This is a genomic window from Rhodococcus sp. NPDC056960, assembly GCF_042674125.1.
Lineage (GTDB): Bacteria > Actinomycetota > Actinomycetes > Mycobacteriales > Mycobacteriaceae > Rhodococcus_F.
On the sequence record NZ_JBHURF010000004.1, the window covers coordinates 352,557 to 378,775 of the forward strand.

The 26,219-nt window shown below is 68.6% G+C and carries 25 protein-coding genes; 18 read left to right on the forward strand and 7 right to left on the reverse strand.

Annotated elements, in window-relative coordinates; genetic code table 11:
* The first annotated feature begins 22 nt into the window (after nucleotides 1–22).
* Genes ACFTWF_RS08880 through ACFTWF_RS08890 form a run of 3 tightly spaced genes read left to right on the forward strand, consistent with a single transcriptional unit; the run spans nucleotide 23 to nucleotide 1,465 of the window.
* The gene (locus tag ACFTWF_RS08880) at nucleotides 23–187 is read left to right on the forward strand and encodes a DUF4177 domain-containing protein (protein ID WP_005248493.1); all 165 of its coding nucleotides are present in this window, start codon (nucleotides 23–25) and stop codon (nucleotides 185–187) included.
* 5 nt (nucleotides 188–192) lie between these two features.
* Nucleotides 193–669, forward strand: coding sequence for a RidA family protein (locus ACFTWF_RS08885; protein ID WP_378460862.1), 477 nt, complete (start codon nucleotides 193–195; stop codon nucleotides 667–669).
* 4 nt (nucleotides 670–673) lie between these two features.
* Nucleotides 674–1,465: an MBL fold metallo-hydrolase gene (locus tag ACFTWF_RS08890; RefSeq protein ID WP_378460863.1), complete on the forward strand. Its 792-nt coding sequence runs from the start codon at nucleotides 674–676 to the stop codon at nucleotides 1,463–1,465.
* 64 nt (nucleotides 1,466–1,529) lie between these two features.
* On the opposite strand, the gene ACFTWF_RS08895 is transcribed toward ACFTWF_RS08890, so the two are convergent.
* The gene (locus tag ACFTWF_RS08895; RefSeq protein WP_005256089.1) at nucleotides 1,530–2,204 is read right to left on the reverse strand and encodes a Crp/Fnr family transcriptional regulator; all 675 of its coding nucleotides are present in this window, start codon (nucleotides 2,202–2,204) and stop codon (nucleotides 1,530–1,532) included.
* A gap of 219 nt (nucleotides 2,205–2,423) precedes the next feature.
* Nucleotides 2,424–2,696 carry a hypothetical protein gene (locus ACFTWF_RS08900; protein ID WP_185727179.1) on the reverse strand — a complete coding sequence of 91 codons (273 nt, stop codon included), beginning with the start codon at nucleotides 2,694–2,696 and terminating at the stop codon, nucleotides 2,424–2,426.
* 21 nt (nucleotides 2,697–2,717) lie between these two features.
* Between ACFTWF_RS08900 and nth the strand changes: the two genes are divergently transcribed.
* The 4 genes from nth to marP are packed head-to-tail and all read left to right on the forward strand — an operon-like array spanning nucleotide 2,718 to nucleotide 6,180.
* Complete coding sequence (nth, locus tag ACFTWF_RS08905) at nucleotides 2,718–3,563, forward strand: endonuclease III (protein ID WP_378460864.1); 846 nt, start codon at nucleotides 2,718–2,720, stop codon at nucleotides 3,561–3,563.
* Between the two features lie 12 nt (nucleotides 3,564–3,575).
* On the forward strand, nucleotides 3,576–4,235 hold the full coding sequence (locus tag ACFTWF_RS08910) for a TlpA family protein disulfide reductase (RefSeq protein ID WP_378460865.1): 660 nt from the start codon (nucleotides 3,576–3,578) through the stop codon (nucleotides 4,233–4,235).
* Nucleotides 4,232–4,993 (forward strand): NUDIX hydrolase, encoded by a 762-nt coding sequence (locus tag ACFTWF_RS08915; protein ID WP_378460866.1) that lies wholly within the window; start codon nucleotides 4,232–4,234, stop codon nucleotides 4,991–4,993. The genes ACFTWF_RS08910 and ACFTWF_RS08915 overlap by 4 nt, the downstream gene beginning before the upstream one ends.
* Nucleotides 4,990–6,180, forward strand: coding sequence for an acid resistance serine protease MarP (gene marP, locus ACFTWF_RS08920; protein ID WP_378460867.1), 1,191 nt, complete (start codon nucleotides 4,990–4,992; stop codon nucleotides 6,178–6,180). Before ACFTWF_RS08915 ends, marP begins: the two co-directional genes overlap by 4 nt.
* 3 nt (nucleotides 6,181–6,183) lie before the next feature.
* Here the strand turns inward: marP and ACFTWF_RS08925 are convergent, their stop codons facing one another.
* Genes ACFTWF_RS08925 through nhaA form a run of 3 tightly spaced genes read right to left on the reverse strand, consistent with a single transcriptional unit; the run spans nucleotide 6,184 to nucleotide 8,888 of the window.
* On the reverse strand, nucleotides 6,184–7,122 hold the full coding sequence (locus ACFTWF_RS08925) for an alpha/beta fold hydrolase (protein ID WP_378460868.1): 939 nt from the start codon (nucleotides 7,120–7,122) through the stop codon (nucleotides 6,184–6,186).
* A 9-nt stretch (nucleotides 7,123–7,131) separates the two neighbouring features.
* Nucleotides 7,132–7,656 carry a phage holin family protein gene (locus ACFTWF_RS08930; RefSeq protein WP_378460869.1) on the reverse strand — a complete coding sequence of 175 codons (525 nt, stop codon included), beginning with the start codon at nucleotides 7,654–7,656 and terminating at the stop codon, nucleotides 7,132–7,134.
* The gene (gene nhaA, locus ACFTWF_RS08935; RefSeq protein WP_378460870.1) at nucleotides 7,653–8,888 is read right to left on the reverse strand and encodes a Na+/H+ antiporter NhaA; all 1,236 of its coding nucleotides are present in this window, start codon (nucleotides 8,886–8,888) and stop codon (nucleotides 7,653–7,655) included. Before nhaA ends, ACFTWF_RS08930 begins: the two co-directional genes overlap by 4 nt.
* A 179-nt stretch (nucleotides 8,889–9,067) precedes the next feature.
* Here nhaA and ACFTWF_RS08940 point away from each other — a divergent pair, with 179 nt between their 5' ends.
* On the forward strand, nucleotides 9,068–10,453 hold the full coding sequence (locus tag ACFTWF_RS08940) for an MFS transporter (protein WP_378460871.1): 1,386 nt from the start codon (nucleotides 9,068–9,070) through the stop codon (nucleotides 10,451–10,453).
* A gap of 73 nt (nucleotides 10,454–10,526) precedes the next feature.
* Nucleotides 10,527–12,344, forward strand: coding sequence for a DUF5939 domain-containing protein (locus ACFTWF_RS08945; RefSeq protein WP_378460872.1), 1,818 nt, complete (start codon nucleotides 10,527–10,529; stop codon nucleotides 12,342–12,344).
* A 52-nt stretch (nucleotides 12,345–12,396) separates the two neighbouring features.
* On the opposite strand, the gene acs is transcribed toward ACFTWF_RS08945, so the two are convergent.
* A complete protein-coding gene (acs, locus tag ACFTWF_RS08950; RefSeq protein WP_378460873.1) occupies nucleotides 12,397–14,361 on the reverse strand; it encodes an acetate--CoA ligase in 1,965 nt (654 codons plus the stop codon).
* A gap of 393 nt (nucleotides 14,362–14,754) precedes the next feature.
* Here acs and ACFTWF_RS08955 point away from each other — a divergent pair, with 393 nt between their 5' ends.
* The 5 genes from ACFTWF_RS08955 (at nucleotide 14,755) to ACFTWF_RS08975 (ending at nucleotide 20,918) form a co-directional block, all read left to right on the forward strand.
* Nucleotides 14,755–16,371, forward strand: coding sequence for an ABC transporter substrate-binding protein (locus tag ACFTWF_RS08955; protein ID WP_378460874.1), 1,617 nt, complete (start codon nucleotides 14,755–14,757; stop codon nucleotides 16,369–16,371).
* 127 nt (nucleotides 16,372–16,498) lie between these two features.
* Nucleotides 16,499–17,425 carry an ABC transporter permease gene (locus ACFTWF_RS08960; RefSeq protein WP_378460875.1) on the forward strand — a complete coding sequence of 309 codons (927 nt, stop codon included), beginning with the start codon at nucleotides 16,499–16,501 and terminating at the stop codon, nucleotides 17,423–17,425.
* Entirely contained in the window at nucleotides 17,418–18,395 is a 978-nt protein-coding gene (locus tag ACFTWF_RS08965) for an ABC transporter permease (protein WP_378460876.1), read from the forward strand. The genes ACFTWF_RS08960 and ACFTWF_RS08965 overlap by 8 nt, the downstream gene beginning before the upstream one ends.
* The gene (locus ACFTWF_RS08970; RefSeq protein ID WP_378460877.1) at nucleotides 18,392–20,137 is read left to right on the forward strand and encodes a dipeptide ABC transporter ATP-binding protein; all 1,746 of its coding nucleotides are present in this window, start codon (nucleotides 18,392–18,394) and stop codon (nucleotides 20,135–20,137) included. The genes ACFTWF_RS08965 and ACFTWF_RS08970 overlap by 4 nt, the downstream gene beginning before the upstream one ends.
* 31 nt (nucleotides 20,138–20,168) lie before the next feature.
* Entirely contained in the window at nucleotides 20,169–20,918 is a 750-nt protein-coding gene (locus ACFTWF_RS08975) for an oxidoreductase (protein ID WP_378460878.1), read from the forward strand.
* A 414-nt stretch (nucleotides 20,919–21,332) separates the two neighbouring features.
* Here the strand turns inward: ACFTWF_RS08975 and ACFTWF_RS08980 are convergent, their stop codons facing one another.
* Nucleotides 21,333–22,169, reverse strand: coding sequence for an HAD-IB family hydrolase (locus ACFTWF_RS08980; protein WP_378460879.1), 837 nt, complete (start codon nucleotides 22,167–22,169; stop codon nucleotides 21,333–21,335).
* Between the two features lie 382 nt (nucleotides 22,170–22,551).
* Here ACFTWF_RS08980 and ssd point away from each other — a divergent pair, with 382 nt between their 5' ends.
* Genes ssd through ACFTWF_RS09000 form a run of 4 tightly spaced genes read left to right on the forward strand, consistent with a single transcriptional unit; the run spans nucleotide 22,552 to nucleotide 26,211 of the window.
* Nucleotides 22,552–23,640, forward strand: coding sequence for a septum site-determining protein Ssd (gene ssd, locus ACFTWF_RS08985; protein WP_378460880.1), 1,089 nt, complete (start codon nucleotides 22,552–22,554; stop codon nucleotides 23,638–23,640).
* Nucleotides 23,637–24,839: a TadA family conjugal transfer-associated ATPase gene (locus ACFTWF_RS08990; RefSeq protein ID WP_378460881.1), complete on the forward strand. Its 1,203-nt coding sequence runs from the start codon at nucleotides 23,637–23,639 to the stop codon at nucleotides 24,837–24,839. Before ssd ends, ACFTWF_RS08990 begins: the two co-directional genes overlap by 4 nt.
* Nucleotides 24,836–25,627 (forward strand): type II secretion system F family protein, encoded by a 792-nt coding sequence (locus ACFTWF_RS08995; RefSeq protein ID WP_378460882.1) that lies wholly within the window; start codon nucleotides 24,836–24,838, stop codon nucleotides 25,625–25,627. Before ACFTWF_RS08990 ends, ACFTWF_RS08995 begins: the two co-directional genes overlap by 4 nt.
* Nucleotides 25,624–26,211 (forward strand): type II secretion system F family protein, encoded by a 588-nt coding sequence (locus ACFTWF_RS09000; RefSeq protein WP_378460883.1) that lies wholly within the window; start codon nucleotides 25,624–25,626, stop codon nucleotides 26,209–26,211. The genes ACFTWF_RS08995 and ACFTWF_RS09000 overlap by 4 nt, the downstream gene beginning before the upstream one ends.
* Nucleotides 26,212–26,219 lie beyond the last annotated feature (8 nt).

The following is a 26,219-nucleotide window of genomic DNA, read 5'->3' on the forward strand; positions in this document are numbered from 1 at the left end:
TGCGGGGGATAGGCTCTCCGGCATGAGTGAATTGACTTCGTGGGAGTACGCCACCGTTCCGCTGCTCACACATGCGACCAAGCAGATCCTCGATCAGTGGGGCACCGACGGCTGGGAACTGGTGACGGTTCTCCCCGGGCCCACCGGTGAGCAGCATGTCGCGTACCTGAAGCGTCCGAAGGGCTGATGGCCGTGGCAGAGACACAGAACTGGTCCGCTCGCCTGGCCGAGCTCGGCATCACGCTGCCGTCCGTCGTCCCGCCGGTGGCCGCGTATGTGCCCGCCGTGCGCACCGGCAACTACGTGTACACGTCCGGGCAGTTGCCGATCGTCGAGGGCACCCTGACGATCGCAGGCAAACTCGGCGCGAACGTGTCGGACGAGGACGCCAAGGCAGCGGCCCGCGCGTGCGCACTCAACGCCCTGGCAGCGGTCGACGCCCTCGTCGGGATCGACTCGGTGGTTCGGATCGTCAAGGTCGTCGGATTCGTCGCCTCCGCCGAGGGATTCACCGGGCAGCCCGGCGTCGTGAACGGTGCATCCGAATTTCTCGGTGAGGTGTTCGGGGACGCCGGCGCCCACGCACGGTCGGCCGTGGGTGTCGCGGAGTTGCCGCTCGGCGCCCCCGTCGAGGTGGAGCTGATCGCCGAAGTGCGGCCGGAGTCGTAGTGTCATGACGCTTGCCCATCCGGCGTACGCCCAGGTGCGGGCGGTCACCCCGACCGTGTCGGTGATGCTCGAGAACAATCCCGGCATGATGACGCTCGACGGCACCAACACGTGGATTCTGCGTGCGCCGGGCCGGGACGAGTGTGTGGTGGTCGACCCGGGTGACGCCGACGAGGAGCACCTCGCCCGCGTCGCGGCACTCGGTCCGGTCGCGTTGACGCTGATCACGCACCGTCACTTCGATCACACCGGCGGAGTGCAGGGGTTCTTCGAACTCACCGGCGCGCCCGTGCGTTCGGTGGATCCCGAGTTCCTCCGCGGCGGCGGCGCCGTCCTCGCCGACGGCGAGACCATCGACGTCGCGGGGCTCACCCTCACGGTGATCGCCACACCCGGGCACACGAAGGACTCGGTGTCCTTCGCCGTGGAGGGCGAGGGCACCGTCCTGACCGGAGACACGATCCTCGGCCGCGGCACCACGGTGCTCGACGACACGGACGGCGACCTCGGCGACTACCTGTCGTCGCTGCGCCGACTGCTGGATCTCGGCGCCGGCCGCCAGGTCATGCCCGGTCACGGCCCCGAGCTTCCCGACCTGAACGCGATCGCGCAGCAGTATCTCGATCATCGAGAGGAGCGGCTCGACCAGGTGCGGGCCGCGCTCGGCGCGCTCGGCGGCACCCCGACCGTCCGGGAAGTGGTCGAGCACGTCTACTCGGACGTCGATCCGAAGTTGTGGCCGGTCGCCGAGAAATCCGTGACCGTGCAACTCGCCTACCTGCGCTGTCGCGACTAGCTTCCGAACGACGTCGGCCACCCCCTCCCTGTGAGGGGGTGGCCGAAATCGTCAGGTGCGAGAACTACCGCGCGCGGCGTGCCAGGCGCTCGGAGTCGGAGATCAGCACGCTCTTGCCTTCGAGGCGCAGCCATCCGCGGTGAGCGAAATCGGCGAGCGCCTTGTTGACGGTCTCGCGGGACGCGCCGACGAGCTGGGCGATCTCTTCCTGCGTGAGGTCGTGCGTGACCCGCAGCGAACCCGCCTCCTGGGTGCCGAACCGCTGCGCGAGCTGCAGCAGCGCCTTGGCGACACGACCGGGAACGTCCGTGAAGATCAGGTCGGCCAGGTTGTTGTTGGTGCGGCGCAGACGGCGCGCGAGCACCCGCAGGAGCTGTTCGGCGATCTCGGGGCGGTGGTCGATCCACGCCTTGAGCGCTTCGCGGTCCATGCTGACCGCGCGGACCTCGGTGACCGTCGTGGCGGTGGACGTACGCGGTCCGGGGTCGAAGATGGACAGCTCGCCGAACATGTCGGACGGGCCCATGATCGTCAGCAGGTTCTCCCGGCCGTCCGGCGAGCGGCGACCGATCTTCACCTTGCCGGACACGATGATGTACAGGCGGTCACCGGGCTCACCTTCGTTGAAGATGACATGTCCGCGGGGGAAGTCGACAGGCTGCAGCTGCTTGGTCAGCGCCGCTACCGCTGAGGGCTCGACTCCTTGGAAGATGCCGGCTCTTGCCAGGACGTCGTCCACGTGCGCTCCTTGGGAATATTGTTCGTCTGTATGCATATTGTGCGCGATTTGCTGCATGTCGACGATGCCCCGGTCATCCGCGGCGTGTCGCTGTGCAACAGGTACGGCTCTGAAGTCTACGTTGAGACGGCTCGGTCTGAGTGACCGATACCACGGAAGTCGCAAAAGTTAACCGGGGAATGCGTCCTGCGGTGTGTCGTTGCGGGTATTTCGCGGGGGTCAGCTGGCGCGCCGCGAGCCCACTTCGGTGATCGCGGCGTCATCGGTTTCGAAGTCCGCACGACCCTTGCGTCGACGATGGAAGCGTGCCAATGCGTGGGGGAATCCTTCGTGGGCCAGGGTGGCCACTTCGTCGTGACTTGCCTGGTCCAGGAACTCTTCCACCTCTTGCTGACGAACCGTGAGCCGGCGGAGTCTGAACTCCACCCGCTCCATGGCCAGCGCAAACAGCATCAGCAGCACTGGGAAGAGGACCACAGCGAGACCTTGCATACCGGGAAGTAAACACTGCAAATGTCTCAGAAGCGACACAGCGGCGATTCGGATCGGTCGGGTATCCGTAGAGTTGATGCCGTGCATGCGACCCCCAGCGACGGCTCCGAAGTGCGAGGACGTACCCGCTCGCGGGCGGCGAAACAGGACGAAACCAGGCTCGGTCTCGTCCGGCGTGCCCGCAGAATGAACCGCCGGCTCGCGGAGGCCTTCCCTCACGTCTACTGCGAACTCGACTTCACCACACCCCTCGACCTCGCCGTCGCGACCATCCTCTCCGCGCAGTGCACGGACGTGCGGGTGAACATGGTGACGCCGGCGCTGTTCGCCCGCTACCCCGACGCGAGGGCGTACGCGGAGGCCGAACGGACCGAACTCGAGGAGTACATCCGGTCCACCGGCTTCTACCGCAACAAGACGAACTCGCTGATCGGGCTCGGGCAGGCGCTGCTGGAGCGCTTCGACGGCGAGGTCCCCGGCAATCTGAAGGACCTCGTGACGCTGCCGGGGATCGGCCGGAAGACGGCCAACGTGATCCTCGGCAACGCGTTCGATGTGCCCGGAATCACGGTCGACACCCACTTCGGGAGGCTCGTCCGGCGCTGGAAGTGGACGGAGGAGGAAGACCCGGTCAAGGTGGAGCACGCGATCGGCGCTCTCATCGAGCGCAAGGAGTGGACGCTGCTGTCGCACCGGGTGATCTTCCACGGCAGGCGCGTCTGTCACGCCCGCAAGCCCGCGTGCGGCGTGTGTGTGCTCGCGAAGGATTGTCCGTCGTACGGGTTGGGCCCCGTCGACCCCGACGTCGCGGCAGAACTGGTTCGCGGACCGGAGACGGAGCATCTGCTGCGTCTGGCCGGCAGGTGAGGGTAGAGACGAGTGTCTAGTGCAGCGCGGTGGAGTCTGGCCGCTCTCGTTGTCGTGGTGGCGCTGGTCGTCGCGATCTGGCCCCGGGGTGACGATGCCGGGACGCCGTCGTACGAGGACCGGTTCGGTTCGGGGAGCAGTACCCCCACTTCGGTGAACACCGACCCGGACGCGCTCGCGGCGCTGCGGGCGCAAGCGAAACTGGCACCGTGTCCCGCTGCCGCGCCCACGACGGAGCCGGCAGGCGCGGTCCTATCCGGCATCACGCTCGAATGCGTCGGCGACGGCACCCCGGTCGATCTGGCGGCCGCGCTCGGAGGCCGGCCGGCGCTGCTGAACCTCTGGGCGTACTGGTGCGGCCCCTGCGCCGAGGAGCTGCCCTATATGCAGCAGTTTTCCGATCGTGCCGGAGACGCGGTTACCGTGCTTACGGTGCACACCGATCCCAACGAGTCCAGTGCGCTCTCCAGACTGGTCGACTACTCCGTCACCCTGCCCGGTGTGCAGGACGGCGACGGACGCGTCCGCGCGGCGGTCGGAGCACCGCCGGTGCTGCCCGTCTCGGTGCTGATCCGGCCCGACGGCACGGTGGCGAAGGTCCTGCCGCAGCCGTTCCACAGCGTCGACGAAATCGCGGCTGCCGTCGAACAGAACCTGGGGGTCGCGGCATGACGTTCTCGATGGACGGCGTCGTCGTCCCGTCCTGGCTGCGCAGGGTCGTGCAGCGGACTCCGGCCGACCCGCACCGCATCAACCCCGTCCTCGACCGGCGCGCTCCCACGGGCACGACCACCCGTGAGGCGGCGGTGCTCGTGCTGTTCGGCGGGCCCGCGGAGGCCGACCCCCTGATGTCGGGCGGCCTGCCCGCCGGCGCCGACGTCCTGCTGACCCAGCGGGCGTCCACGATGCGTCAGCACAGTGGCCAGGTGGCGTTCCCCGGTGGCGCCAGCGACCCCGGTGACGAGGGGCCGATCGCCACGGCGCTGCGGGAGGCCGAGGAGGAGACGGGTCTCGACCCGTCCGGGGTCCGTCCGCTCGCCGTGCTCGAGGAGATCTTCATCCCCCCGTCCGGATTCGACGTCACCCCGGTCCTCGCGTACTGGGAGAAGCCCAGCGAGGTCGGCGTGGTCGACCCGGCGGAGGCGGAGCGGGTCGCCCGGGTTCCCGTGCACACCCTGATCGATCCCCGGAACCGATTCCAGGTGCGCCATCCCGCCGGGTACCAGGGTCCGGCGTTCGCCGCCGACGGCATGCTCGTGTGGGGGTTCACGGCCGGCATCCTGGCCGCCCTGTTCGCGATCTCCGGCTGGGAACAGGAATGGGACCGCCGCGACATCCGCGACCTCGACACCGTCCTCGCGGAACTCGACAACGACCTCGACGACGACCACCTGACGCACGGTCCCGGCCGACCGGCGGTCGAGCGATGACCGGGTCGCGCTGGATCGACCTCGCGATCGTGCTGATCGCGTTCGTCGCCGCCACCTCCGGCTGGCGGCAGGGTGCCGTGGCGTCGGTGCTCGCGTTCATCGGGGTGGTGCTCGGCGCAGTCGCGGGCATCCTGATCGCCCCGCACGTGCTGGTGCACGTGGACGAGGGCCGCGGTCGGGTGCTGGTCGGCATCGCCCTGATCGTCGTCCTGGTGATCATCGGCGAGGTGGCGGGCATGGTGCTGGGCCGCGCCGCCCGCGGAAGCATGCACAGCCCGGTCGCCCGTTCCGTCGACAGCGTGATCGGGGCCTGCGTGCAGGCCGTCGCGGTGTTCATCGCGGCCTGGCTGCTGGCGATCCCGCTGACGTCGTCGTCCCAACCGCAGCTGGCTGCCGCGGTGCGCGGGTCGAGCGTGCTCGAGACGGTCGACAACATCGCGCCCGCGTGGATGCGGCAACTGCCCACCGAGTTCACGGCCCTGCTCGACACGTCCGGGCTTCCCGACGTCATCGGGCCGTTCGGGCGCACCCCCATCACGACCGTCGACCCGCCGGACGCGAGCGTGCTGCAGAGCCCCGTCGCGTCCTCGTTGCAGTCGAGCGTGCTGCGGATCCGGGGCGTGGCCCCGAGTTGCCAGCGGGCGCTGGAGGGTTCCGGGTTCGTCGTCGCGCCCGATCGGGTGATGACCAACGCGCACGTGGTCGCGGGAACGGCGGGAATCGTCGTCGACACCGCGAACGGGCCGATGGATGCCGAGGTCGTGTTGTTCGATCCGTCCGCCGACGTCGCGATCCTCGAGGTGCCCGGACTGGACGCCCCGGTGCTGAACTTCGCACCCCAACCCGCAAAGACCGGCGACAACGCGCTGGTGCTCGGATACCCGGGCGGCGGACCGTACACGGCCAGCGCCGCGCGGGTCCGGGAGATCCTCGACCTGAGCGGTCCCGACATCTACCGGGCCGGCACCGTCCAGCGTGAGGTCTACACGGTTCGCGGTTCGATCCGGCAGGGCAACTCGGGCGGACCGCTCGTGGACAGTGACGGGCAGGTGCTCGGCGTGGTGTTCGGCGCGGCCGTCGACAACAGCGACACCGGTTTCGTGCTCACCGCCGCGGAGGTCTCGCGGCAGCTGCGGGCGGCGTCCGGGGCGTCCGCCGCCGTCGACACCGGGGCGTGCATTCTCTGAGCGTCAGACCCTGCGGGGTGCGACGAGGTCGAGCAGTGCGGCGTTCACGCGTTCCGGGGCCTCCCAGTGCGCGTAGTGGCCGACACCGGTGACGGTGTGCATCTGCTGGGTGGGCGCGAACCGGTGGCTGCGGCGCACCGTCTCCGCGAGCACATACGGGTCCAGGTCGCCGTGGATGTGCAGGACGGGGATCCGCAGCGTCTGATCCATCGACGCCATGAACCGGCTGCCGTCCGGCCGGAACTGGCTGCGGAACGCCCACCGCTGATACTCCAGGGTGCAGTGCGCCGTGCCGGGGATCTGGATCGCGGACCGCATCCGCGACACCACCACGTCGAACTCGGGGTTCTCCGTCCACGACGGGCCCGAGCGCGCGCGGATCAACCGCTCGACCTCCGACCCGTCGTCCCGGGTGAGGCGGCGCTCGGGTCGCCACGGCACCTGGCAGGACACGAAGGAGGGCAGCAGGGCCTTGCGCTGGTACCGGTCGTGGAGGACGGCCTGCTTGAGTGCGAGAGGATGCGGGGAGCTGACCAGGCCGATCGACCGGACGAGCCGGGAGTGGAGGACTGCGGTGGCCCAGCAGACGAGGCCGCCGTCGGCGTGCCCGACGAGGGTCGCGTCGCCGTAGCCCATCGCCCGGATCAGGCCCGCGATGTCACCGGCCAGCGTCCACCCGTCGTAGCCGCGCGGCGGTTTGTCGGAATCGCCGTAGCCGCGGAGGTCGACGGCGACGGCCCGGTACCCCTGGGCCGACAGCGCGGTCAGCTGATGGCGCCACGACCACCAGAAGTCCGCGAAACCGTGCAGCAGGACGACGAGCGGCGCATCCGGTGCGGATGCGCCGACCTCGACGGTGTGGAATCGGATTCCGTTGGCGTGGATGTCGCGATGAATCCAGGGGCCGTCGAAACGGACGGTAGACGGATCGGGTGGTGCCACCGGAGCGAATTACCGCGCGTGACGTCCGCTGGACGATGCGAGATGTGCTTCCGCATCCGAGTACGACGACGCAAGCACGGTCTTGGCCTGCTTCAGGGAGTCGATGGTCTTCTCGGGTGCGCGTAGCTTCCGCACCCTCAGGTAGCCGAGGAGGGCGAGTATCGCCGTCACCACGACCATGATCAGGAAGACGATCAGGAACGCCAGCCAGCGGGCGATCCACACGTCCAGGAGTTCGGCGAGGAAGAAGAAGAAGAAGAACGAGCTGAACAACAGCACGGTGAACGCGAGGATGAAGAACAGGCTGCCCTGCAGACCCTTCTTGACCTCGCCGGTGACCTCGGCCTTGGCGAGCTCGACCTCGGCGCGAACCAGGGTGGACACCTGCGCGGTCGCATGCTTGACCAGGGTGCCGAGGCTCGCCTCGCCGGGCGTCTGGGCGTCCACGTCCGTCAACGGGATCGACGACACCGTGTTCGGCACCCCGTCTCCCGTGTAACGCGGGCTGTCTCCCTTGCCGTGAGTGATGCTCACTTGTCGACCCCTCCAGGTAGCTCTTGCTCTTCCGAGTCATCATTTCGGGCCGCATGGACCCGACCGCGTCGCCACAGTAACGCTGATCCGATCAGCGACGCTGTCAACGATGTCACGAGCACCGCGACCTTAGCTATCTCGGCCTCGCTGCCGTCACCGATCCCCTCGAGCGCGAGATCCGCTACGAGAAGGCTAACGGTGAACCCGATCGCGCCGAGCACTGAGAGGGCAAACATGTCGCGGAACCCGAGTGCACGCGGTTTCTTCGCGATGCCCAGGCGGATCGCGAGCCACGAGATCCCGAAGATCCCGACGGTCTTGCCGACGAGGAGTCCCGCCATCACGGCCTGCGAGATGGGGTTGGTGAACAATTCCCCGAGGAGTTCGCTGTTCAGGGCCACCCCGGACGCGAAGAGGGCGAACAGGGGGACGCAGACGCCGGCCGACAGGGGCTGGATGCGGTGCTCCAGTCGTGCGCCGGGGGCCTCACTCTCCCCGGGGTCGCGTCGCACGCGGGTGAGGAGGCCGAGGGCGACACCGGCGAGCGTCGCGTGGATTCCGGCGTCGTGCATGCAGTACCAGGTGAGCAGTGCGAGGGGGACGTAGAGCAGCGGCGTGGTGATGCGCCGGTACTGGGCGAACGCGTAGACGGCCAGGCAGAGGGCGGCGCCGAGCAGCCACAGCAGGGCGATCGAGGTGGTGAACAGCACCGCGATGAGCACGATCGCGAGAAGGTCGTCGACGACGGCCAGGCTGAGCAGGAACACGCGGGCGCTCGCCGGGATGCGCGAACCGGTCAGTGCCAGCACTCCCAGCGCGAACGCGATGTCGGTGGCGACGGGGATCGCCCAGCCCCGATCCATGCCGGGAGTACCTGCGCCGATCGTCGCGGCGATGATCGCGGGCACCACCACCCCGCCGCAGGCCGCGATGATCGGGAGCAGGGCTCGCTTGCGGTCGGCGAGTTCGCCCACCACCAGTTCCCGCTTCAGTTCCAGGCCGGCGACGAAGAAGAAGATCGCGAGCAGTCCGTCCTGCGCCCACGTCCCGACCGTCAGGTTCAGGTGGAGTGCCGCCGGCCCGATCTGCCAGTCGCGGAGCGCGAAGTACGACTCCGAGACGGGGGAGTTCGCCCACACGAGGGCGACGGCCGCGGCGGCGAGCAGTATCGACCCGCCGACGGTCTCGGTGCGGAGGTAGCGGGAGAGTTCGGAGCGCAGGGGCTGGGTCACGAGGATCGCTCGCTTTCGAGTTGTCATCCGGGTACGGCAAATGCTCTGCCGACCAGACTTCCCGGCGCACCGAGGAGAGCTTATCCAATTTGCCAAGCGAAAGACACGAGGTGTTCAATTCCTAAGGAATGGACTCTCGTCCCAATAGTTGAAATAAGCATCGTGCAGGAGTAAGTCGAGTGAGCAGTGCCGTCGATACGTCGAAGCCAGAACCGGACGACGGGACCACCGTCGCCGGCGTACCCAGAAGCCGGATCGTCGTCGCGAGCATGGTGGGAACGTCCATCGAGTTCTACGACTTCTACATCTATGCCACCGCGGCCGTGTCCGTGTTCCCACACCTGTTCTTCCCCAGGGGAAACGGCACCACCGCGCTGCTGGCGTCCCTCGCCACGTTCGGTCTCGCCTTCGTCGCCCGGCCGCTCGGGTCGATCCTGTTCGGCCACTTCGGCGACCGCATCGGGCGCAAGACGACGCTCGTCGGCTCGCTCCTCACGATGGGCATCGCCACGTTCGTGATCGGCCTGCTGCCGACGTACCACCAGATCGGCATCGCCGCGCCCGCCCTGCTGGCGTTGATGCGGTTCTGCCAGGGTCTCGGCCTGGGCGGGGAGTGGAGCGGTGCGGCGTTGCTCGCGACCGAGACCGCGCAGAAGGGCAAGCGGGCCTGGGCGGCGATGTGGCCGCAACTCGGCGCGCCCATCGGGTTCTTCCTCGCCAACGGCCTGTTCCTGATTATCACGCTGTTCCTCGACCACGACAACGGCAGCCCCGACCTGGACGGCGCGTTCCTCACCTGGGGTTGGCGTATCCCGTTCCTGCTCAGCGCGATCATGGTGATGATCGGTCTGTACGTGCGGCTGAAACTCGAGGAGACGCCGGTGTTCGCCCGCGCCGTGGAACGGGGCGAGAAGGTGAAGACCCCGCTGGCCGAGGTGTTCAAGACCAGCTGGCGTCAACTGGTCATCGGCACGTTCGTCATGCTCGCCACGTACACGCTGTTCTACATCATGACCACCTGGGTGCTCAGCTACGGCACCGGCAAGACCCCGGCCCAGGGCGGCACCGGAGCCGGGTTCCAGTACGCCGACTTCCTGGTGCTCCAGCTCGTCGCAGTCCTGTTCTTCGCAGGCGCCGTCCCCGTGTCGGGGTGGCTGGCCGACCGCTACGGACGCCGCATCACGCTGCTGACGATCACCGCACTGATCATGGTGTTCGGCCTCACGTTCGGTGTGATGCTGAACCAGGAAGGGATGGGCAACGCCCGCATGCTGGCGTTCCTCGCCATCGGAATGTTGTTGATGGGCATGACCTTCGGCCCGATGAGCGCTGTCCTGCCCGAGCTGTTCCCGACCAACGTGCGGTACACGGGTTCGGGGATCGCCTACAACACCGCCAGCATCCTGGGTGCCGCCGTGGCCCCGTTCATCGCCACCTGGCTGGCCACCACCTACGGCGTCGGCTGGGTGGGGATCTACCTGCTGATCGCAGCCGCGCTCACGTTCGTCGCCCTCCTCGTCATGCGCGAGACGCGCGACCAGTCGCTCGACGACGTAGGCGCATAGCGCCCGTGCGCCTTTCCGGCTGCTCCAACTACCAGAAAGGCGCACGAGCCGCGCAGCGGCCTATAGTTCTTGCATGGCGAAAGCCGTGCTGCTGTCCCGAAGGGCCCGGATCCGGCTGCCGACGCAGGATCTGTGGTCGTTTCTCGCCGACACCGATCGACTCAATCGCAACATCGATCTGTCGCCGGTGCAGTTCGCGCCGACATTGGATCGACGCCGCAAGGGGCACTTTTCGGCGGAGACCCGCTCGTACGGGCGGCGAGTGCGGTACGAGGAGTTTCCATTCGAGTGGATCGAGGGCCGCTTCTATCAGGTCCTCCGCCGATTCTCGGGCGGACCGCTGACGGAGATCTCCACCGGCGTCCGGCTGCATCCGGCCGCCGACGACACCGAGGTCGAGGTGTTCGCACGGATCGTTCCGCGGACGTGGTTCGGTGCGATCGTGGCGAGAACTCTGCTGGCGCGCACGGGTTTACGGAAGACGGTGGCGCTCGCACGCGCGTTGGAACTCCATGTCCGCGATCCGCAGGCGCACCCCGTCCCCGCCCTGCCGCCCCCGGAGCGGCTGGACCCGGTCCGGCTGGAGGCCCGGACGGCGCAGCTGTCTCGATCGCACGATGCCCCGAATCTGATCGGGCGCTTGGAATCCCACCTGCGGACGGCGTCCGATCTGGAGGTGACGGGCATGCGGCCGTTCGCGCTGGCAGACCGCTGGGGCGTCGACCGGATGCAGTTGCTGTACGTGTTTCTCCACGCCGCGGACTGCGGTCTGCTGGACCTCACCTGGAGTGTGTTGTGCCCGGTGTGCCGGACAGTCCGCGAGGACGCCGGCCGGATTCGACAGTTGCCCAGTCGGGTGCACTGCGACACATGCGACATCGCGTTCGACACCGACCTGGCACGGTCGGTGGAGATCCGCTTCGACGTCAACCCCGCGGTCCGCCGGGCGGAGCGGGCGCGCTACTGCATCGGTGGTCCGGCGAATTCACCGTCGGCGGTGGCGCAGTTGCGGCTCGGGCCGGGGGAGCGGCGGTCCGAGCGGCTCGACGTCGACGCGGGTTGGTTGCGGCTCCGGTGTTATCAGGTGGGCGCCCCGGTGGCCTGCGACGTCGGCGCTTCCGGTGGAACGCTGCGGGTGGAGTGCGGGCCCGGTGAACTCCGGGTGCGGAGTTCACCGGACACCGGCGGGTCGATCCGGTTGGAGGTCACCAACCGGCTCCCCGGTGAGGCGCTGGTGGTGGTCGAGCGGGAGCGGTGGAGGGACGCCGCGGCAACCGGTGCGCTCGTCACGTCGCTGGAGGGTTTTCAGGACCTGTTCCCGGATCAGGGGGTGGCCCCTGGCGACGAGATCGGGATCGCGAACCTGGCGGTGCTGTTCACGGATCTGAGTGGTTCGACCGCCCTGTACGAGCGCATCGGTGACGTTCGGGCGTTCGCGTTCGTGCAGAGCCATTTCCGGTATCTGCGGGAGGCGGTGGTGCGGGCGAACGGCGGCGTCGTGAAGCAGATGGGTGACGCGGTCATGGCGACGTTCGCGGCCGCGACGGAGGCCTGGGCGGCGTCGTCGTCGATGCAGTCCGGCTGGGACGACTTCCGCCGCGAGCACCTGGGTGCGGACCACTCGGTGGCGTTGAAGGTCGGGTTGCACCAGGGGCCTGCGGTGATGATCGACAACGACGGCAGCGTCGACTATTTCGGCGCGACCGTCAATCTCGCAGCGCGGGTGCAGGGGTGTGCGAACGGCGGTGACATCGTCCTGTCGCGAGCCGTGCACGACGACCCCGAGGTGGGTGCCCTGCTCGCGGTGTCGGACTACCGGTGCGAAGTCTTCACCGCAGGTCTGAAGGGGATCGGCGAGGAGCAGACGCTGTGGCGGCTTCGCCGCCCGTGAGTGGGTGAGGAGTGCAGGGACTCGTCAACCCACTCACGGGGCGCGGAGCGGCCTACTTGCCGCGGATGGCGTCGAAGACCTTGGGGTCGACGAGGGTGGAGGTGTCGCCGAGGTCGCGGCCTTCGGCGATGTCCTTGAGCAGGCGCCGCATGATCTTGCCGGAGCGGGTCTTGGGGAGTTCGGGGACGATGGTGATCTGGCGGGGCTTGGCGATGGGGCTGATCTCCCGGGACACTTCGGCCTTGAGTTCGGCGATGAGGGTGTCGCCGGTGTTTTCGACGCCTTCGCGGAGGATGACGAATGCGACGATGCCCTGGCCGGTGGTCTCGTCGGCGGCGCCGACGACGGCGGCCTCGGCTACGCCGTGGTGGCCGACGAGGGCGGATTCGACCTCGGAGGTGGAGATGCGGTGCCCGGAGACGTTCATGACGTCGTCGACGCGGCCGAGGACCCAGAGGGCGCCGTCGTCGTCGTATTTGGCGCCGTCGCCGGCGAAGTACCAGCCCTGCTCGGGGTAGCGGGACCAGTAGGTTTCGCGGTAGCGGTCCATGTCGCCCCAGATGCCGCGGAGCATCGCCGGCCACGGCTTGTCGAGGACGAGGTAGCCGGAGCCGCCGGCGCCGAGTTCGGTGGCGTCGTCGTCGACGATCTTCGCGGAGATGCCGGGCAGCGGGGCCATCGCGGAGCCGGGTTTGGTGGCGGTGATGCCGGGCAGCGGGGAGATCATGATGGCGCCGGTCTCGGTCTGCCACCAGGTGTCGACGATGGGGGCCTGGTTTCCGCCGATCACCTCGCGGAACCATTTCCAGGCCTCGGGGTTGATCGGTTCGCCGACGGAGCCGAGGAGCCGGATCGAGGACAGGTCGTGGGCGTCGGGAATCTCGCGGCCCCACTTCATGAAGGTGCGCACCAGGGTGGGTGCGGTGTAGTAGATGCTGACGCCGTACTTTTCGATGATCTGGAAGTGGCGGTGCTCGTCGGGGGAGTTGGGGGTGCCCTCGTAGACCACCTGGGTGACACCATTGGACAGCGGTCCGTAGACGATGTAGGAGTGGCCGGTGACCCAGCCGATGTCGGCGGTGCACCAGTACACGTCGCGCCCGGCCTTGTGGTCGAACACGTTGTGGTGGGTGTACGAGGCCTGAGTGAGGTAGCCGCCGGAGGTGTGGATGATGCCCTTGGGCTTTCCGGTGGTGCCGGAGGTGTAGAGGATGAACAGTGGGTGCTCGGCGTCGAACGGGGTCGCCTCGTGGGTGTCGGACGCCTTGTCGACGGTCTCGTGCCACCACAGGTCCCGGCCGTCGGCGACCGCGACGTCGATGCCGGTGCGCTTGACGACGAGCACGTGCTCGACGGACTTCGCGCCGTCCACCGCCTCGTCGACGGCGGGTTTGAGGGGTGCGGCCTGGCCGCGGCGCCACTGGCCGTCGACGGTGACGACGAGTTTGGCTTCGGCGTCGTCGATGCGGGACCGCAGCGCGCTGGCGGAGAATCCGGCGAACACCACCGAGTGGGTCAGGCCGAGGCGGGCGCAGGCGAGCATGGTGACGATGGCCTCGGGGATCATCGGCATGTAGATGGCGACGCGGTCGCCGGCGACGAGTCCGAGGTCGGTGAACGTGTTGGCGGCCTTGCTGACTTCGGTGAGCAGGTCGTTGTAGGTGAGGTCGCGGGTGTCGCCGGGTTCGCCTTCGAAGTGGATGGCGACGCGGTCGCCGTTGCCGGCGAGGACGTGGCGGTCGACGCAGTTGTAGGCGACGTTCAATTCGCCGCCGACGAACCATTTCGCGACGGGGGCGTCGGACCAGTCGAGGACCTCGGTGAAGGGGGTGTGCCAGTGCAGGCGTTCGGCCTGCGTGGCCCAGAACGCGAGACGGTCGTCGTCGGCGGCGGCCTGGAGTTCGGGGCCGGCGTTGGCGGTCTCGGTGAACGAGGGGCTCGGCGGGTACACCTGCGGGACGGCGTCAGACTGTTCCGACTTCTCCGTCGCTCCGCTCGCCTGTGCTGCACTGGTCATTGTCGCCCGGCCTTCTTTCCAGTCTCGAATTCGGCACTTCTAGCACGTGTGAGGGTAGTCACAAGGGCTCCCGAGCGCACCGTTGCACAAGGTTGCATGCCCCTGTTCTGCGACGATCGGTCGAATAGGCGCGACGGACGGCTGTCGGAGGCGACGAGCGGACTGCCCCCGTCCTTCGATGTTTCGATCGGATGCCGATTGGGCAAGTTTCCTCCGACGGGCTACACGGATCGGAACCCTGACTTATCGTCAACCCATTATCCGGCCGGGCTCGGGAGGTTGATCATCCGCTCGACGATCGCCTCGTCCGCCCCGTCGCCCTTCGACGGAGGCGGTGGTCCGGGCTGCACCCGCCACCGCTGCCCGCAACCACGCAGATCTGGGAGGATCGTTTTGCGCATCACACGTGTGGCCACCGCCGTTCTGGCGGTGGGCCTGGCAGCAGGAATGCTGTCCGCCTGCTCGTCCGGCGACTCCACCGGCGGCGGTGGCAGCGGCATCGTCAACGCCTGGGCGGGTGAGCCGCAGAATCCGTTGATTCCCACCAACACCAGTGAGAATCAGGGTGGCCGCGTCGTCGATTCGCTGTTCGCGGGCCTCGTCTCCTACAACTCCGACGGCGGGGTCGAGAACGAGGTCGCCGAGTCCATCGACACCACCGACGGCAAGAACTTCACCGTGAAGCTGAAGGACGGCTGGACGTTCACCGACGGCACCCCGGTCACGGCCGCCTCGTTCGTCGACGCCTGGAACTACGGCGCGCTGTCCACCAACGCACAGATCCAGGCATCGTTCTTCGACCCGATCCAGGGCTACGACGAGGTGGCGGCCGAGAACCCGACCGCGCAGACCATGTCGGGTCTGAAGGTGGTCGACGACTCCACGTTCACCATCGAACTCAAACAACCCGAGGCCGCGTTCCCGGACCGCCTCGGGTTCGCCGCGTACTACCCGCTACCGGCGGTGGCCTACCAGGACATGGCCGCGTTCGGGGAAAATCCGATCGGCAACGGCCCGTACATGATGTCCGGCCCCGGTGCCTGGCAGCACAACGTCCGGATCGACACGGTCGCGAACCCCGACTACAACGGCAACCGCAAAGCGAAGAACGCCGGCGTCGACTTCGTCATGTACAACAGCCTCGACACGGCGTACACGGACCTGCTCGCGGGCAACGTCGACGTTCTCGACCAGGTGCCGCCGAGCGCGGTCACCACGTTCGAGACGGACCTGCCGGGCCGCACCGTGAACCAGCCGTCCGCGACCATCGAAACGTTCACGATCCCGGGCCGTCTGCCGCACTTCAGCGGTGAGGAGGGCACCCTGCGCCGCCAGGCCATCTCCATGTCGATCAACCGCGACCAGATCACCCAGCAGATCTACAACAACACCCGCACCCCCGCGCTCGACTTCACCAGTCCCGCGATCGAGGGCTGGTCGGATTCGCTCGCCGGCAACGGCAACCTGAAGTACGACCCGGAGGCGGCGAAGCGGCTGTGGGCGCAGGCCGACGCCATCGCCCCGTGGTCGGGCAGTTTCGAGATCGCGTACAACGGCGACGGCGGGCACAAGGAATGGGTGGACGCCACCGCCAATAACATTCGCAACACGCTCGGTATCGACGCGAAGGGCAAGGAGTACCCCACGTTCGCGCAGATCCGCACCGAGGCCACCAACCGCACCATCCCCAGCGCGTTCCGTTCGGGATGGCAGGGCGACTACCCGCAGCAGTACGGGTTCCTCGCGCAGAACTATCAGACCGGCGGAAGTTCCAACGACGGCGACTATTCGAACCCCGAGTTCGACCGGCTGCTGCGTGCCTCCGCGGGTGAGGTGGATCCCGGCAAGGCGCAGGACCTGCTCAATCAGGCACAGGAAGTTCTCCTGCGCGACCTGCCCGCCATCCCGACGTGGTACCGCAACGCCGCCAGCGGCTGGTCGGAGAACGTCTCCAACGTGACCATCGACTGGAAGGGCATCCCGATGTACTCCGACATCGAGAAGAACTGACACACAGGAGTTCTCCGCGACGACGGGGTGGGGGCCGCGAGCTGTCGGTTCGCGGCCCCGCTCTCGGGAGGCGGGCCGAGGCTGCGAATCCCGACGTCGCCGCCCCCGACGAATAGGAGGTGATCCGATGCTCTGGTACGTCGGTCGCCGTTTGCTCCAGATGATCCCCGTGTTTCTCGGGGCCACGTTCCTGATCTACGCGATGGTGTTCCTGCTGCCCGGCGACCCGATCGCCGCCCTGGCCGGCGACAAGGCGCTCAGCCCCGCGGTGGCGGCACAATTGCGCGCCCGGTACCACCTCGACGAGCCGTTCCTGACGCAGTATCTCCTGTATCTGAAGGGCATCTTCACCCTCGACTTCGGCATGTCCTTCTCCGGGCGTCCCGTCAGTGAGGTTTTGGCGCAGGCCTTTCCGATCACCATCAAGCTGTCGCTGATGGCTCTCGCCATCGAGGGGATCTTCGGGATCGGCTTCGGACTGTTCGCCGGGCTCCGCAAGGGCGGCATCTTCGACAGTTCCGTCCTCCTCGTCAGCCTGGTGATCATCGCCATCCCGATCTTCGTCATCGGTTTCCTCGCCCAGTTCTTCATCGGCGTGAAATGGGGTTTGGTACCGCCGACGGTCGGCGGCAACACGAGTTTCAAGAATCTACTGTTGCCCGCCTTCGTGCTGGGGTCGGTGTCGTTCGCGTACGTTCTCCGGCTGACCCGGACGTCGGTCGCGGAGAACCTGACGGCGGACTACGTGAGAACCGCGACCGCCAAGGGGCTTTCACGTCGTCGCGTCGTGCAGGTGCACGTTCTGCGCAACTCGCTGATCCCGGTGGTCACGTTCCTCGGCGCCGATCTCGCGACTCTGATGGGCGGCGCGATCGTCACCGAGGGCATCTTCAACATCAACGGGGTGGGCGGCACGATCTATCAGGCGGTCACCCGCGGTGAGGCGCCGACGGTCGTGTCGTTCGTGACGGTGCTGATCGTCATCTATCTGATCGCCAATCTGGTCGTCGACCTCCTGTACGCCGCGCTCGACCCGAGGATCCGCTATGTCTGAGAAATTGGAGAAGGACGAGGCCGCCTCGAGGGGCGACCGGAACACGCGTCAGGCGCATTTCGTCGCGCCCGAAGAAGTGGCGGCACCGGGGGAGGTCGACGCCGTTCACATCGACCAGCCGCCGACGAGCATGTGGTCGGACGCGTGGCGGGACCTCCGCAAACGCCCGCTGTTCCTGGTCGCCACCGTGATCATCGTCGTGGTGATCGCCGTGGCCGCCTTTCCGTCGCTGTTCACCAGCACGGACCCCCGGTTCTGCGACCTGGCGTTCAGCATGCAGGGACCGTCGGCGGGCCACTGGTTCGGGTTCGACAAGCAGGGCTGCGACATCTATTCCCGCACGATCTACGGGGCCAGGGCGTCGGTGCTGGTGGGTGTCGGTGTCACGTCCATCGTGCTCGTCGTGGGTGTGGTGTTCGGTTCGGTCGCGGGGTTCTACGGCGGCTGGGCGGACTCGCTGCTGTCGCGGGTGGCCGACATCTTCTTCGGCATCCCGCTCATCCTGGCCGCGATCGTTCTGATGCAGCTGTTCGCCCATCGCACCATCTGGACGCTGATCGTCGTTCTCGCCCTGTTCGGCTGGCCGCAGATGGCGAGAATTGCTCGCGGCGCGGTGATCTCGGCGAAGAACAACGACTACGTGATGGCGTCGCGGGCGCTGGGAGTCTCCAACGTGCGCACTCTCGTCCGGCACGTGCTGCCGAACTCGCTGGCCCCGATCATCGTGATCGCGACCATCTCGCTCGGCATCTACATCGTGGCGGAGGCGACGCTGTCGTTCCTCGGCATCGGTCTGCCGTCGACGGAGATCTCGTGGGGCGGCGACATCAGCACCGCGCAGGTCACGCTGCGTCAGGGTTCGCCGATCCTGTTCTACCCGGCAACCGCGCTGGCCGTCACGGTGCTCGGTTTCATCATGATGGGCGACGCGCTCCGGGACGCACTCGATCCCAAGGCGAGGAAGAGGTGAGCGCGATGTCGGCGAACGATTCGGCCCGACCGCAGAGTTCGTCCGAAGAGGTGCCCCTGCTCGAGATCCGGGACCTGGAGGTGTCGTTCCGCTCCCATTCCGGGCTCGTGCCCGCGGTGCGCGGTGTCAGCCTCACGGTGTATCCCGGGCAGACGGTGGCGATCGTCGGTGAATCCGGGTCGGGCAAGTCGACCACTGCGCACGCGATCATCAACCTGCTGCCGGGGACGGGACAGGTGACCGGCGGGCGGATTCTCTTCGCGGGCCAGGATCTGGCGGAGGCGCCCGAGCGTGACTTCGTCGCATTGCGCGGACGGAAGATCGGGCTCGTCCCGCAGGACCCGATGTCGAACCTGAACCCGGTGTGGAAGGTCGGGTTCCAGATCGAGGAGGCTTTGGAAGCCAACGGGATCGCGAAGGGCAAGGCCGCGAAGGTGCGCGCCGCCGAGCTGCTCGAGGAGGCCGGGCTCGCCGACGCCGAGAGCCGCCTCGGCCAGTATCCGCACGAGTTCTCCGGCGGAATGCGGCAGCGGGCGCTCATCGCGATCGGACTGTCGGCCCGGCCGCAGTTGCTGATCGCGGACGAGCCCACGTCGGCGCTCGACGTCACGGTCCAACGCCAGATTCTCGACCATCTCGACGGACTCACCAACGAACTCGGCACCGCGGTGCTGCTCATCACCCACGACCTCGGGCTCGCCGCCGAACGCGCCGAGCACCTGATCGTCATGAGCAAGGGGCGGGTCGTCGAGGCGGGACCGGCGCTGGAGATCCTGCAGCGCCCGCGCCACCCGTACACCCGGAAGCTGGTGGCGGCCGCTCCGTCGCTGGCGTCGCAGCGCCGGAGTTCCGCACTGGCCCGCGCGGACATCCGGGAGCACGCCCTCGAGGTGGTGGGGGAGGCCGAACAGCACGGCGAGATCGGCGTCGAGTTCGGCAAGGCCACCGACGACGTGGTCGTGGCCACCGGGCTGACCAAGGTGTTCAAGATCCGCCACGGGCTGCGCAAGTCCACCGACTTCACCGCCGTCGACGACGTCTCCTTCGCGGTCCGGCGCGGGACGACCACGGCCATCGTCGGCGAGTCGGGGTCCGGCAAGTCGACGGTCGCGCAGATGGTCCTCGGCCTCCTCGCTCCGACGTCGGGGAATGTCGTGTTCGACGGCAAGGACGTCGCGACGCTGGACCGTCGGGAGACGCTGGCGTTCCGGCGCCGGGTTCAGCCGATCTTCCAGAATCCGTACGGCACCCTCGACCCGATGTACTCGATCTTCCGCACGGTCGAGGAGCCGCTGCGCACCCACAAGGTGGGGAGCAAGGCGGAGCGGGAGGCGCGGGTCCGGGACCTGCTGGACAAGGTCGCGCTGCCGGCGTCGGTGATGCGGCGGTTCCCGAACGAGCTGTCCGGCGGCCAGCGACAGCGGGTGGCGATCGCGCGGGCGCTGGCGCTGCAACCGGAGATGGTGGTGTGCGACGAGGCCGTGTCGGCGCTCGACGTGCTGGTCCAGGATCAGATCCTCACCCTGCTGAACGACCTTCAGGCGGAGCTGGGGCTGACCTACCTGTTCATCACCCACGACCTGGCCGTGGTCCGGCAGATCGCCGACGACGTGCTCGTCATGTCCGCAGGTGCGATCGTGGAGAAGGCCACGACGGACGAGGTCTTCAACTCCCCGCGGGAGGAGTACACGCGGAAGTTGCTGGACGCGATTCCCGGCGGATCGATCCGGCTCGGCGCCTGACCCGGGACGGCGCCGGGTAGCGTTCCGATACGTGAGCGACCCGTTGCAGCCCCTCGTCGATCTTCCCGGTGTCCGCGACGCCGCGGACCGTGCGCGTGACGCGCTCGGCGCGGTCCACCGGCACAAGACCAACCGGCGCGGGTGGCCGACCACCGCGGCCGAGGCGGCGGTCCGTGCTGCCCGCGCGTCGGCGTCGCTGGACGGGGGCAGCACCGAACTGCCCGCTCCCGGCGTGGCCGGCGACCCGATTCTGTCGGGGGCGCTCCGGGTCGGGCAGGCGCTCGACGGTGACGCACTCACCCTGCTGCAGTCCACGTGGCAGCGGGCTCCGCTCCAGGCGCTCGCGCGGCTGCATCTGCTGGCCGCGGCGGACCTGGTGGACGATCAGGAATTGCTGGGCAGGCCGCGTGCCGGGTCCGGTGTGGGGGAGCGGCTCGACGGTCTCGCCCAGCTGGTGACGGGTGGAACGGATGCGCCCGCGCCGGTCCTGGCGGCGGTGGTGCACGGGGAACTGTTGACGCTGAGGCCGTTCGGGGTCGGCGACGGCATCGTTGCCCGCGCCGCGTCGCGTCTGGTTGCCGTGTCGAGCGGACTCGATCCCCACAATCTGGGGGTCCCGGAGGTCAGTTGGTTGCGCCGGCAACAGGCGTACCGGAACGGGGCTGCCGCGTTCGCGTCGGGTGAGCCGGAGGGGGTCGGGAGCTGGGTGATCCTCTGCTGCGGCGCACTCGAGGCGGGCGCGCGCGAGGCCACGTCCATCGCGGACGCCGCGGCCGGTTAGCTCGAATCCATTGCGCCGCAACACAACCCCGAACATGTGAAACGGGCGGCGCTGCCGACTGCTGTCGACTTCGCCGCCCGTTAGCACGGACAACCGGTTACCAAGCGTGCAAAGGTGGGTTGTGTGGGTGGCCTCGGCGAGAGTCCGAATATCGTCGGGTCGTCCTTGCAACCTGTGCAGGGTCCTTGCCGGTGAAGACTCGAGTCTCGCAGGCCCACAACGCTTCTGCCCTTATAGTGGCTTATGCTTCGCGTGGGTACCTAGTGCCCGTGCTGGGAATCCTGGTCGGGAGATCGATCCTTCTCTTCTGGGTCGACCTTGGCCTTCCGTTCTTCCGTAACTCCTTTGTACCCCGTGACCCCCCTCACAGCAAGTATCAAATTCGGTTTGTGACCGTGTCGCGGGTTGCGGCGTTCAGCGCTTGCGGCGCAACACTCCATAGGTGAAGGCGCCCGCGACCAGCGCCCCGACGCTCACCGCCGCCGTGGTCACGACGGTGGTGGCGGACGGCGACTGGAGGCGGGCCCGGAGGGACACCGGATTGGAGAAAGTCAATATGGGCCAACCGTTTCCGGCCGCAGCCTTCCGCAGGGCGCGGTCCGGGTTGACCGCCGTCGGGTGCCCGACAGCCGTCAGCATGGGGAGGTCGGTCACCGAATCGGAGTAGGCGTAGCATGCCGACAGGTCGTAGTGGTATTCGTCGGCGAGTTCCTGGATCGCTTCCACTTTGCCCTCGCCGTAGCAGTAGAACTCCACCTCGCCCGTGTACAGCCCGTCCGCGACCGCCATCCGGGTGGCCGTGCTGTGCGTCGCCCCCAGCGCGTCGGCGATCGGCGCCACCACCTCCTCGCCCGACGCGGAGACCACGATGACGTCGTGCCCACGCAGCTTGTGATCCGCGATGAGGTCGGCCGCCTCGGCGAACACCAGGGGGTCCACGATGTCGTGGAGGGTCTCGGCGACCACCGATCGCACCTGTTCCACGTTCCAGCCCGCGCACATGCTCGTGAGGTAGGCGCGCATCCGCTCCATCTGATCGTGGTCGGCGCCGGACAGCAGGAAGAGGAATTGCGCGTAGCTGCTCTTGAGGACCGATCGCCGGTTGATCAGCCCCTGGTCGAAGAACGGTCTGCTGAAGGCGAGCGTGCTGGATTTCGCGATGATCGTCTTGTCGAGGTCGAAGAATGCGGCAACCCGACCCGTCTCGGTGTGTCGGCCTGTCTTGGCACTTCTCTGCGGCTTCGCGGTCACAATTCCCAAGGATATGCGGATTCCGGCCGGGGGCGGGTGTTCGAGCGGAGGACCCTGGTGAGCGGTTTCCGGTGCCCTCGACACGGTAAAACCCTTGAACAGTTGAACTTGCAAATACTGATCTGGGGAGGTGTAGTATTGCTGATGTCCGGATTTGATCCGGACGATGTTCAGCCCGACCCCCCGGGGCTGAACACTGACGACCCTCGCCTCCTCCCCCCCTGGCGAGGGTCGTCCTCTGTGTGCGGCAGGTGGGTTGCGCCGCGGTCCTCGCCGTCCACGAATTGGTGCGTCCGTACCATTTTCTATCCACAGCCCCGAAGTTGTCCACAGATCGAGCGGGGCGCGTCCCGCGGACCTCCGCAGCGGGCACGCTCACTGCATGGACGCAGAAGGCGGGGGCGAAGTGCTGGTTCTGGTCGACGATCCGGCGCTGCTGCACAGCATCAGGCGCGTGGCCGCGGCGGCAGACCGAGCGGTCAATGAAGTCGACGTAGCCGGCGCGCGGCACCTATGGGGCACCGCCCCGATCGTCGTACTCGATGCCCGGGCGGCCGTGGCATGCCGCAACCGGTTTCCCCGCCGGCGCCGGGTGGTCCTGCTGTGCGACGGGCCGCCCGGCATCGACGAATGGCGAATCGCTACCGCCGTCGGCGCAGAGCACGTGCTGGCGGTGCCGGACGACGAGTCGGCACTCGTCTCCGTTCTCGGAGAGCAACCCCAACGGCCCGACGCGGACGGTACCGTCCTCGCGGTCGTGGGCGGCTGCGGCGGTGCGGGTACGTCCACACTGGCCGCCGCGACGGCACTCGCCGGCGCGTCACGACCACAGTCCACGCTTCTGGTCGAGGCCGACGCGTGGGGGTCGGGCCTCGACGTCCTGCTGGGGATCGAGGACGCCCCCGGACTGCGGTGGTCGGGTCTGTCGATCGAGGGCGGCCGAATCTCTTCCGGCGCGCTCAGGGATGCACTCCCCGCGCACGGCGAGCACGTGCGGGTTCTCGCCTGCAGCAGGAAGGGCGCCGGCGGCGCGGGCCCCACGGCGGCCGCGGTGCGTGCGGTCGCCGACGCGGGCCGCCACGCCGGCGATCTGGTCGTGTGCGACGTGTCGCGATTTCCCGGACCTGTCACGGAAACCGTGCTCGACATCGCGGATCTGGTGGTTCTCCTCGTGCCCGCCACCGTTCGCGCCTGTATCGCCGCGGGCAAGGTGTCGCAGTGGATCAACGAACGAAACCCCAACCAGGGGTTGGTGGTTCGCGGGCCGGCACCGGGCGGGCTCCGCGGCGTCGATGTCGCGGAAGTGCTCGACCTGCCGCTGATCGCGTCGATGCGGGCGGAGCGCACACTCACCGGAATGCTCGAACACGGTGGGCTGAGGCCGGGCCGGCGGTCGCCGCTGGGCGTTGCGGCCGACGCCGTCCTCGACACGCTCGGCAGCAGGCCGCGGTCGCGGGAGTGGGCGGCATGAGTTCGCTCGTCACGCCCGATCTTCTCGACCGGGTCCGCGAACGTCTCGCTCACACGTCGGGCGAACCGACGCCGGCGACGGTCGCGGCAGCCATCCGCACGGAGTCGGGTGGCGTGCTCGGCGACACGGACCTGCTCGGGGCGCTGCGGGTGCTCATGACCGAACTCACCGGTGCGGGCCCCCTCGAGTCGTTGCTGACCGAATCCGGTGTCGCGGACGTGCTCGTCACCGCGCCCGACCAAGTGTGGGTCGATCGAGGTCGTGGGCTCGAGCGCGCCGCTGTCCGATTCGCCGACGAGGCCGCGGTGCGCCGGCTCGCGCAACGCCTCGCACTGTCCGCCGGTCGCCGCCTCGACGACGCACAACCCTGGGTCGACGGAAGGCTGCGCGACGTCGGAAACGGTTCCTTCGGAGTGCGGTTACACGCGGTTCTCGCTCCCGTGGCCCAGGGTGGCACCTGCCTGTCGCTGCGAGTGCTGCGCCCGGCCACCCAGGGGCTCGGGGCACTCGTCGCGGGCGGTGCCGTCACCGAGTCCGCCCACGCACTACTGGTGTCGATCGTGCACGCACGGCTCGCCTTCCTGGTCACCGGCGGCACCGGGGCGGGCAAGACCACGCTGCTGGCCGCGCTGCTCGGCGCCGTCGACCCGGCGGAACGGATCGTATGCGTGGAGGATGCCGCGGAGTTGGCGCCGACGCACCCGCACGTGGTCCGGCTCGTGGCCCGGGCCCCCAACGTCGAGGGCGTGGGCGAGGTGACCGTCCGGGACCTCGTCCGTCAATCCCTGCGGATGCGTCCCGACCGGATCGTCGTGGGTGAGGTGCGGGGCGCCGAGGTGGTCGACCTGCTGACGGCGCTGAACACGGGTCACGACGGCGGGGCCGGAACGGTGCACGCCAATTCGCCCGAGGAGGTCCCGGCCCGGCTCGAAGCGCTTGCGGCACTGGGCGGAATGGATCGGGCGGCGCTGCACAGTCAGCTGGCCGCGGCGGTGCAGGTGATCCTGCACGTCCACCGGTCCTCGGGTGGGGCGCGGCGGCTGACGCAGATCGGCGTCGTCACGCGCGACGCGCACGGGCACGTCACCATCGTTCCCGCCTGGAGTTCCCACTCGGGTGCGGGTCCGGCGGTGGACCGGCTCCGCCAGTTGTGTTCTCGGCGTGCACCGGTGGACGCGGCGGAGGGGGAACCGTCGTGATCGCAGCTCTGGTGGTGCTCGCCTGCGCGGTGCTCGCGGTGCCGTCGTCGAGGTCGCGGCCCCGGTTGCTCGCGATCACGGGCAGCGAAGGGGGCCGCAGGCGGTTCCGCGTGCCGTGGGCGGCTCCGGCGGCGCTCGTCGGCGTCCCGGTGGTCTACGGCGTGGGCGGACCGTACGCGGTTGCCGCCGCGGTGATCGTTTGTGCGACAGTGCGGTTCAGGGTGGCGCGGCGCAGTGCGGCGCGCGCCAAGGACGCCGAGCTGCGGGTCGTCCTCGCGAGTCTCGAGGTGGTGACGGCGGAACTCCGCGTCGGCGCCCATCCGGCCGCGGCGTGCGAGACGGCGGCCGACGAATCGGCGGGCAGTGTGTCGGCGGCGTTCCGCGCCGCGTCGGCGCGCTCACGCCTCGGAGGGTCGGCGGCCGAGGGGTTCCGGATCGGGGACTCTCGTGTCGGCTCCGAGTTGGGGCGGATCGCCGACATCTGGGCGGTCGCCGAGGCGCACGGTCTCGCGTTGGCCGAACTGCTCGAGGCTGCCCGCGCGGACCTGCTGGGACGCAGTCGCTTCCGCCAGCGAACCGAGGCGGCACTGGCCGGCGCGAGGGCGACGGCGACGGTGCTGGCCGGGCTGCCGCTCCTCGGCGTCGGACTCGGGCAGATGATGGGTGCGTCCCCGCTGAACGTGCTGTTCGGCGGCGGGCTGGGCGGAATTCTGCTGCTTCTCGGTGCGGGTCTGGTATGTGCGGGACTGTTGTGGACCGACCGGATCACCGGACGCGTGACCGGATGATCTGGTGTGCGGTACTCCTTCTCGCCTGCGCCGTGCTCGTCCTTCCCGGACCGCGATCGCCGGCGCAGCGGCTGCGCGACAGGCACGCGGACCCGGGTGACACCGGATCGGCGGTGGACGACGGCCCGGGTCGTGCCGACCCGCTCGCCGTCGCGGCGACGTTCGACCTGTTGGCGGCCTGTCTGCGCGCGGGACTTCCGGTGGCGACCGCGGCATTGGCCGTGTCGCGGTCGGCACCGGCGCCGCTGTCGGATTCACTCCGCCGCGCCGCCGACCTGCTGTCGCTGGGAGCGGACGCGCCGACCGCGTGGGAGGCGGCCGCGTCGGACCCGGCCACCGAATCGCTCGCCCGCATGGCGCGCCGCTCGGCCCGTTCGGGTTCGTCGCTCGCGGGCTCCATGACGGAACTCGCCGCCGACGGTCGCATCCAGGTCGAGCACCTCGCGGCGGCGTCGGCCGAACGAGCGGGCGTGCTCATCAGCGGTCCGCTCGGGCTGTGCTTCCTGCCCGCGTTCATCTGTCTCGGCATCATCCCGGTCGTGGTCGGGCTGGCGTCGCGCGTGCTCGACGGCGGGCTGTTGTGACACGTCGA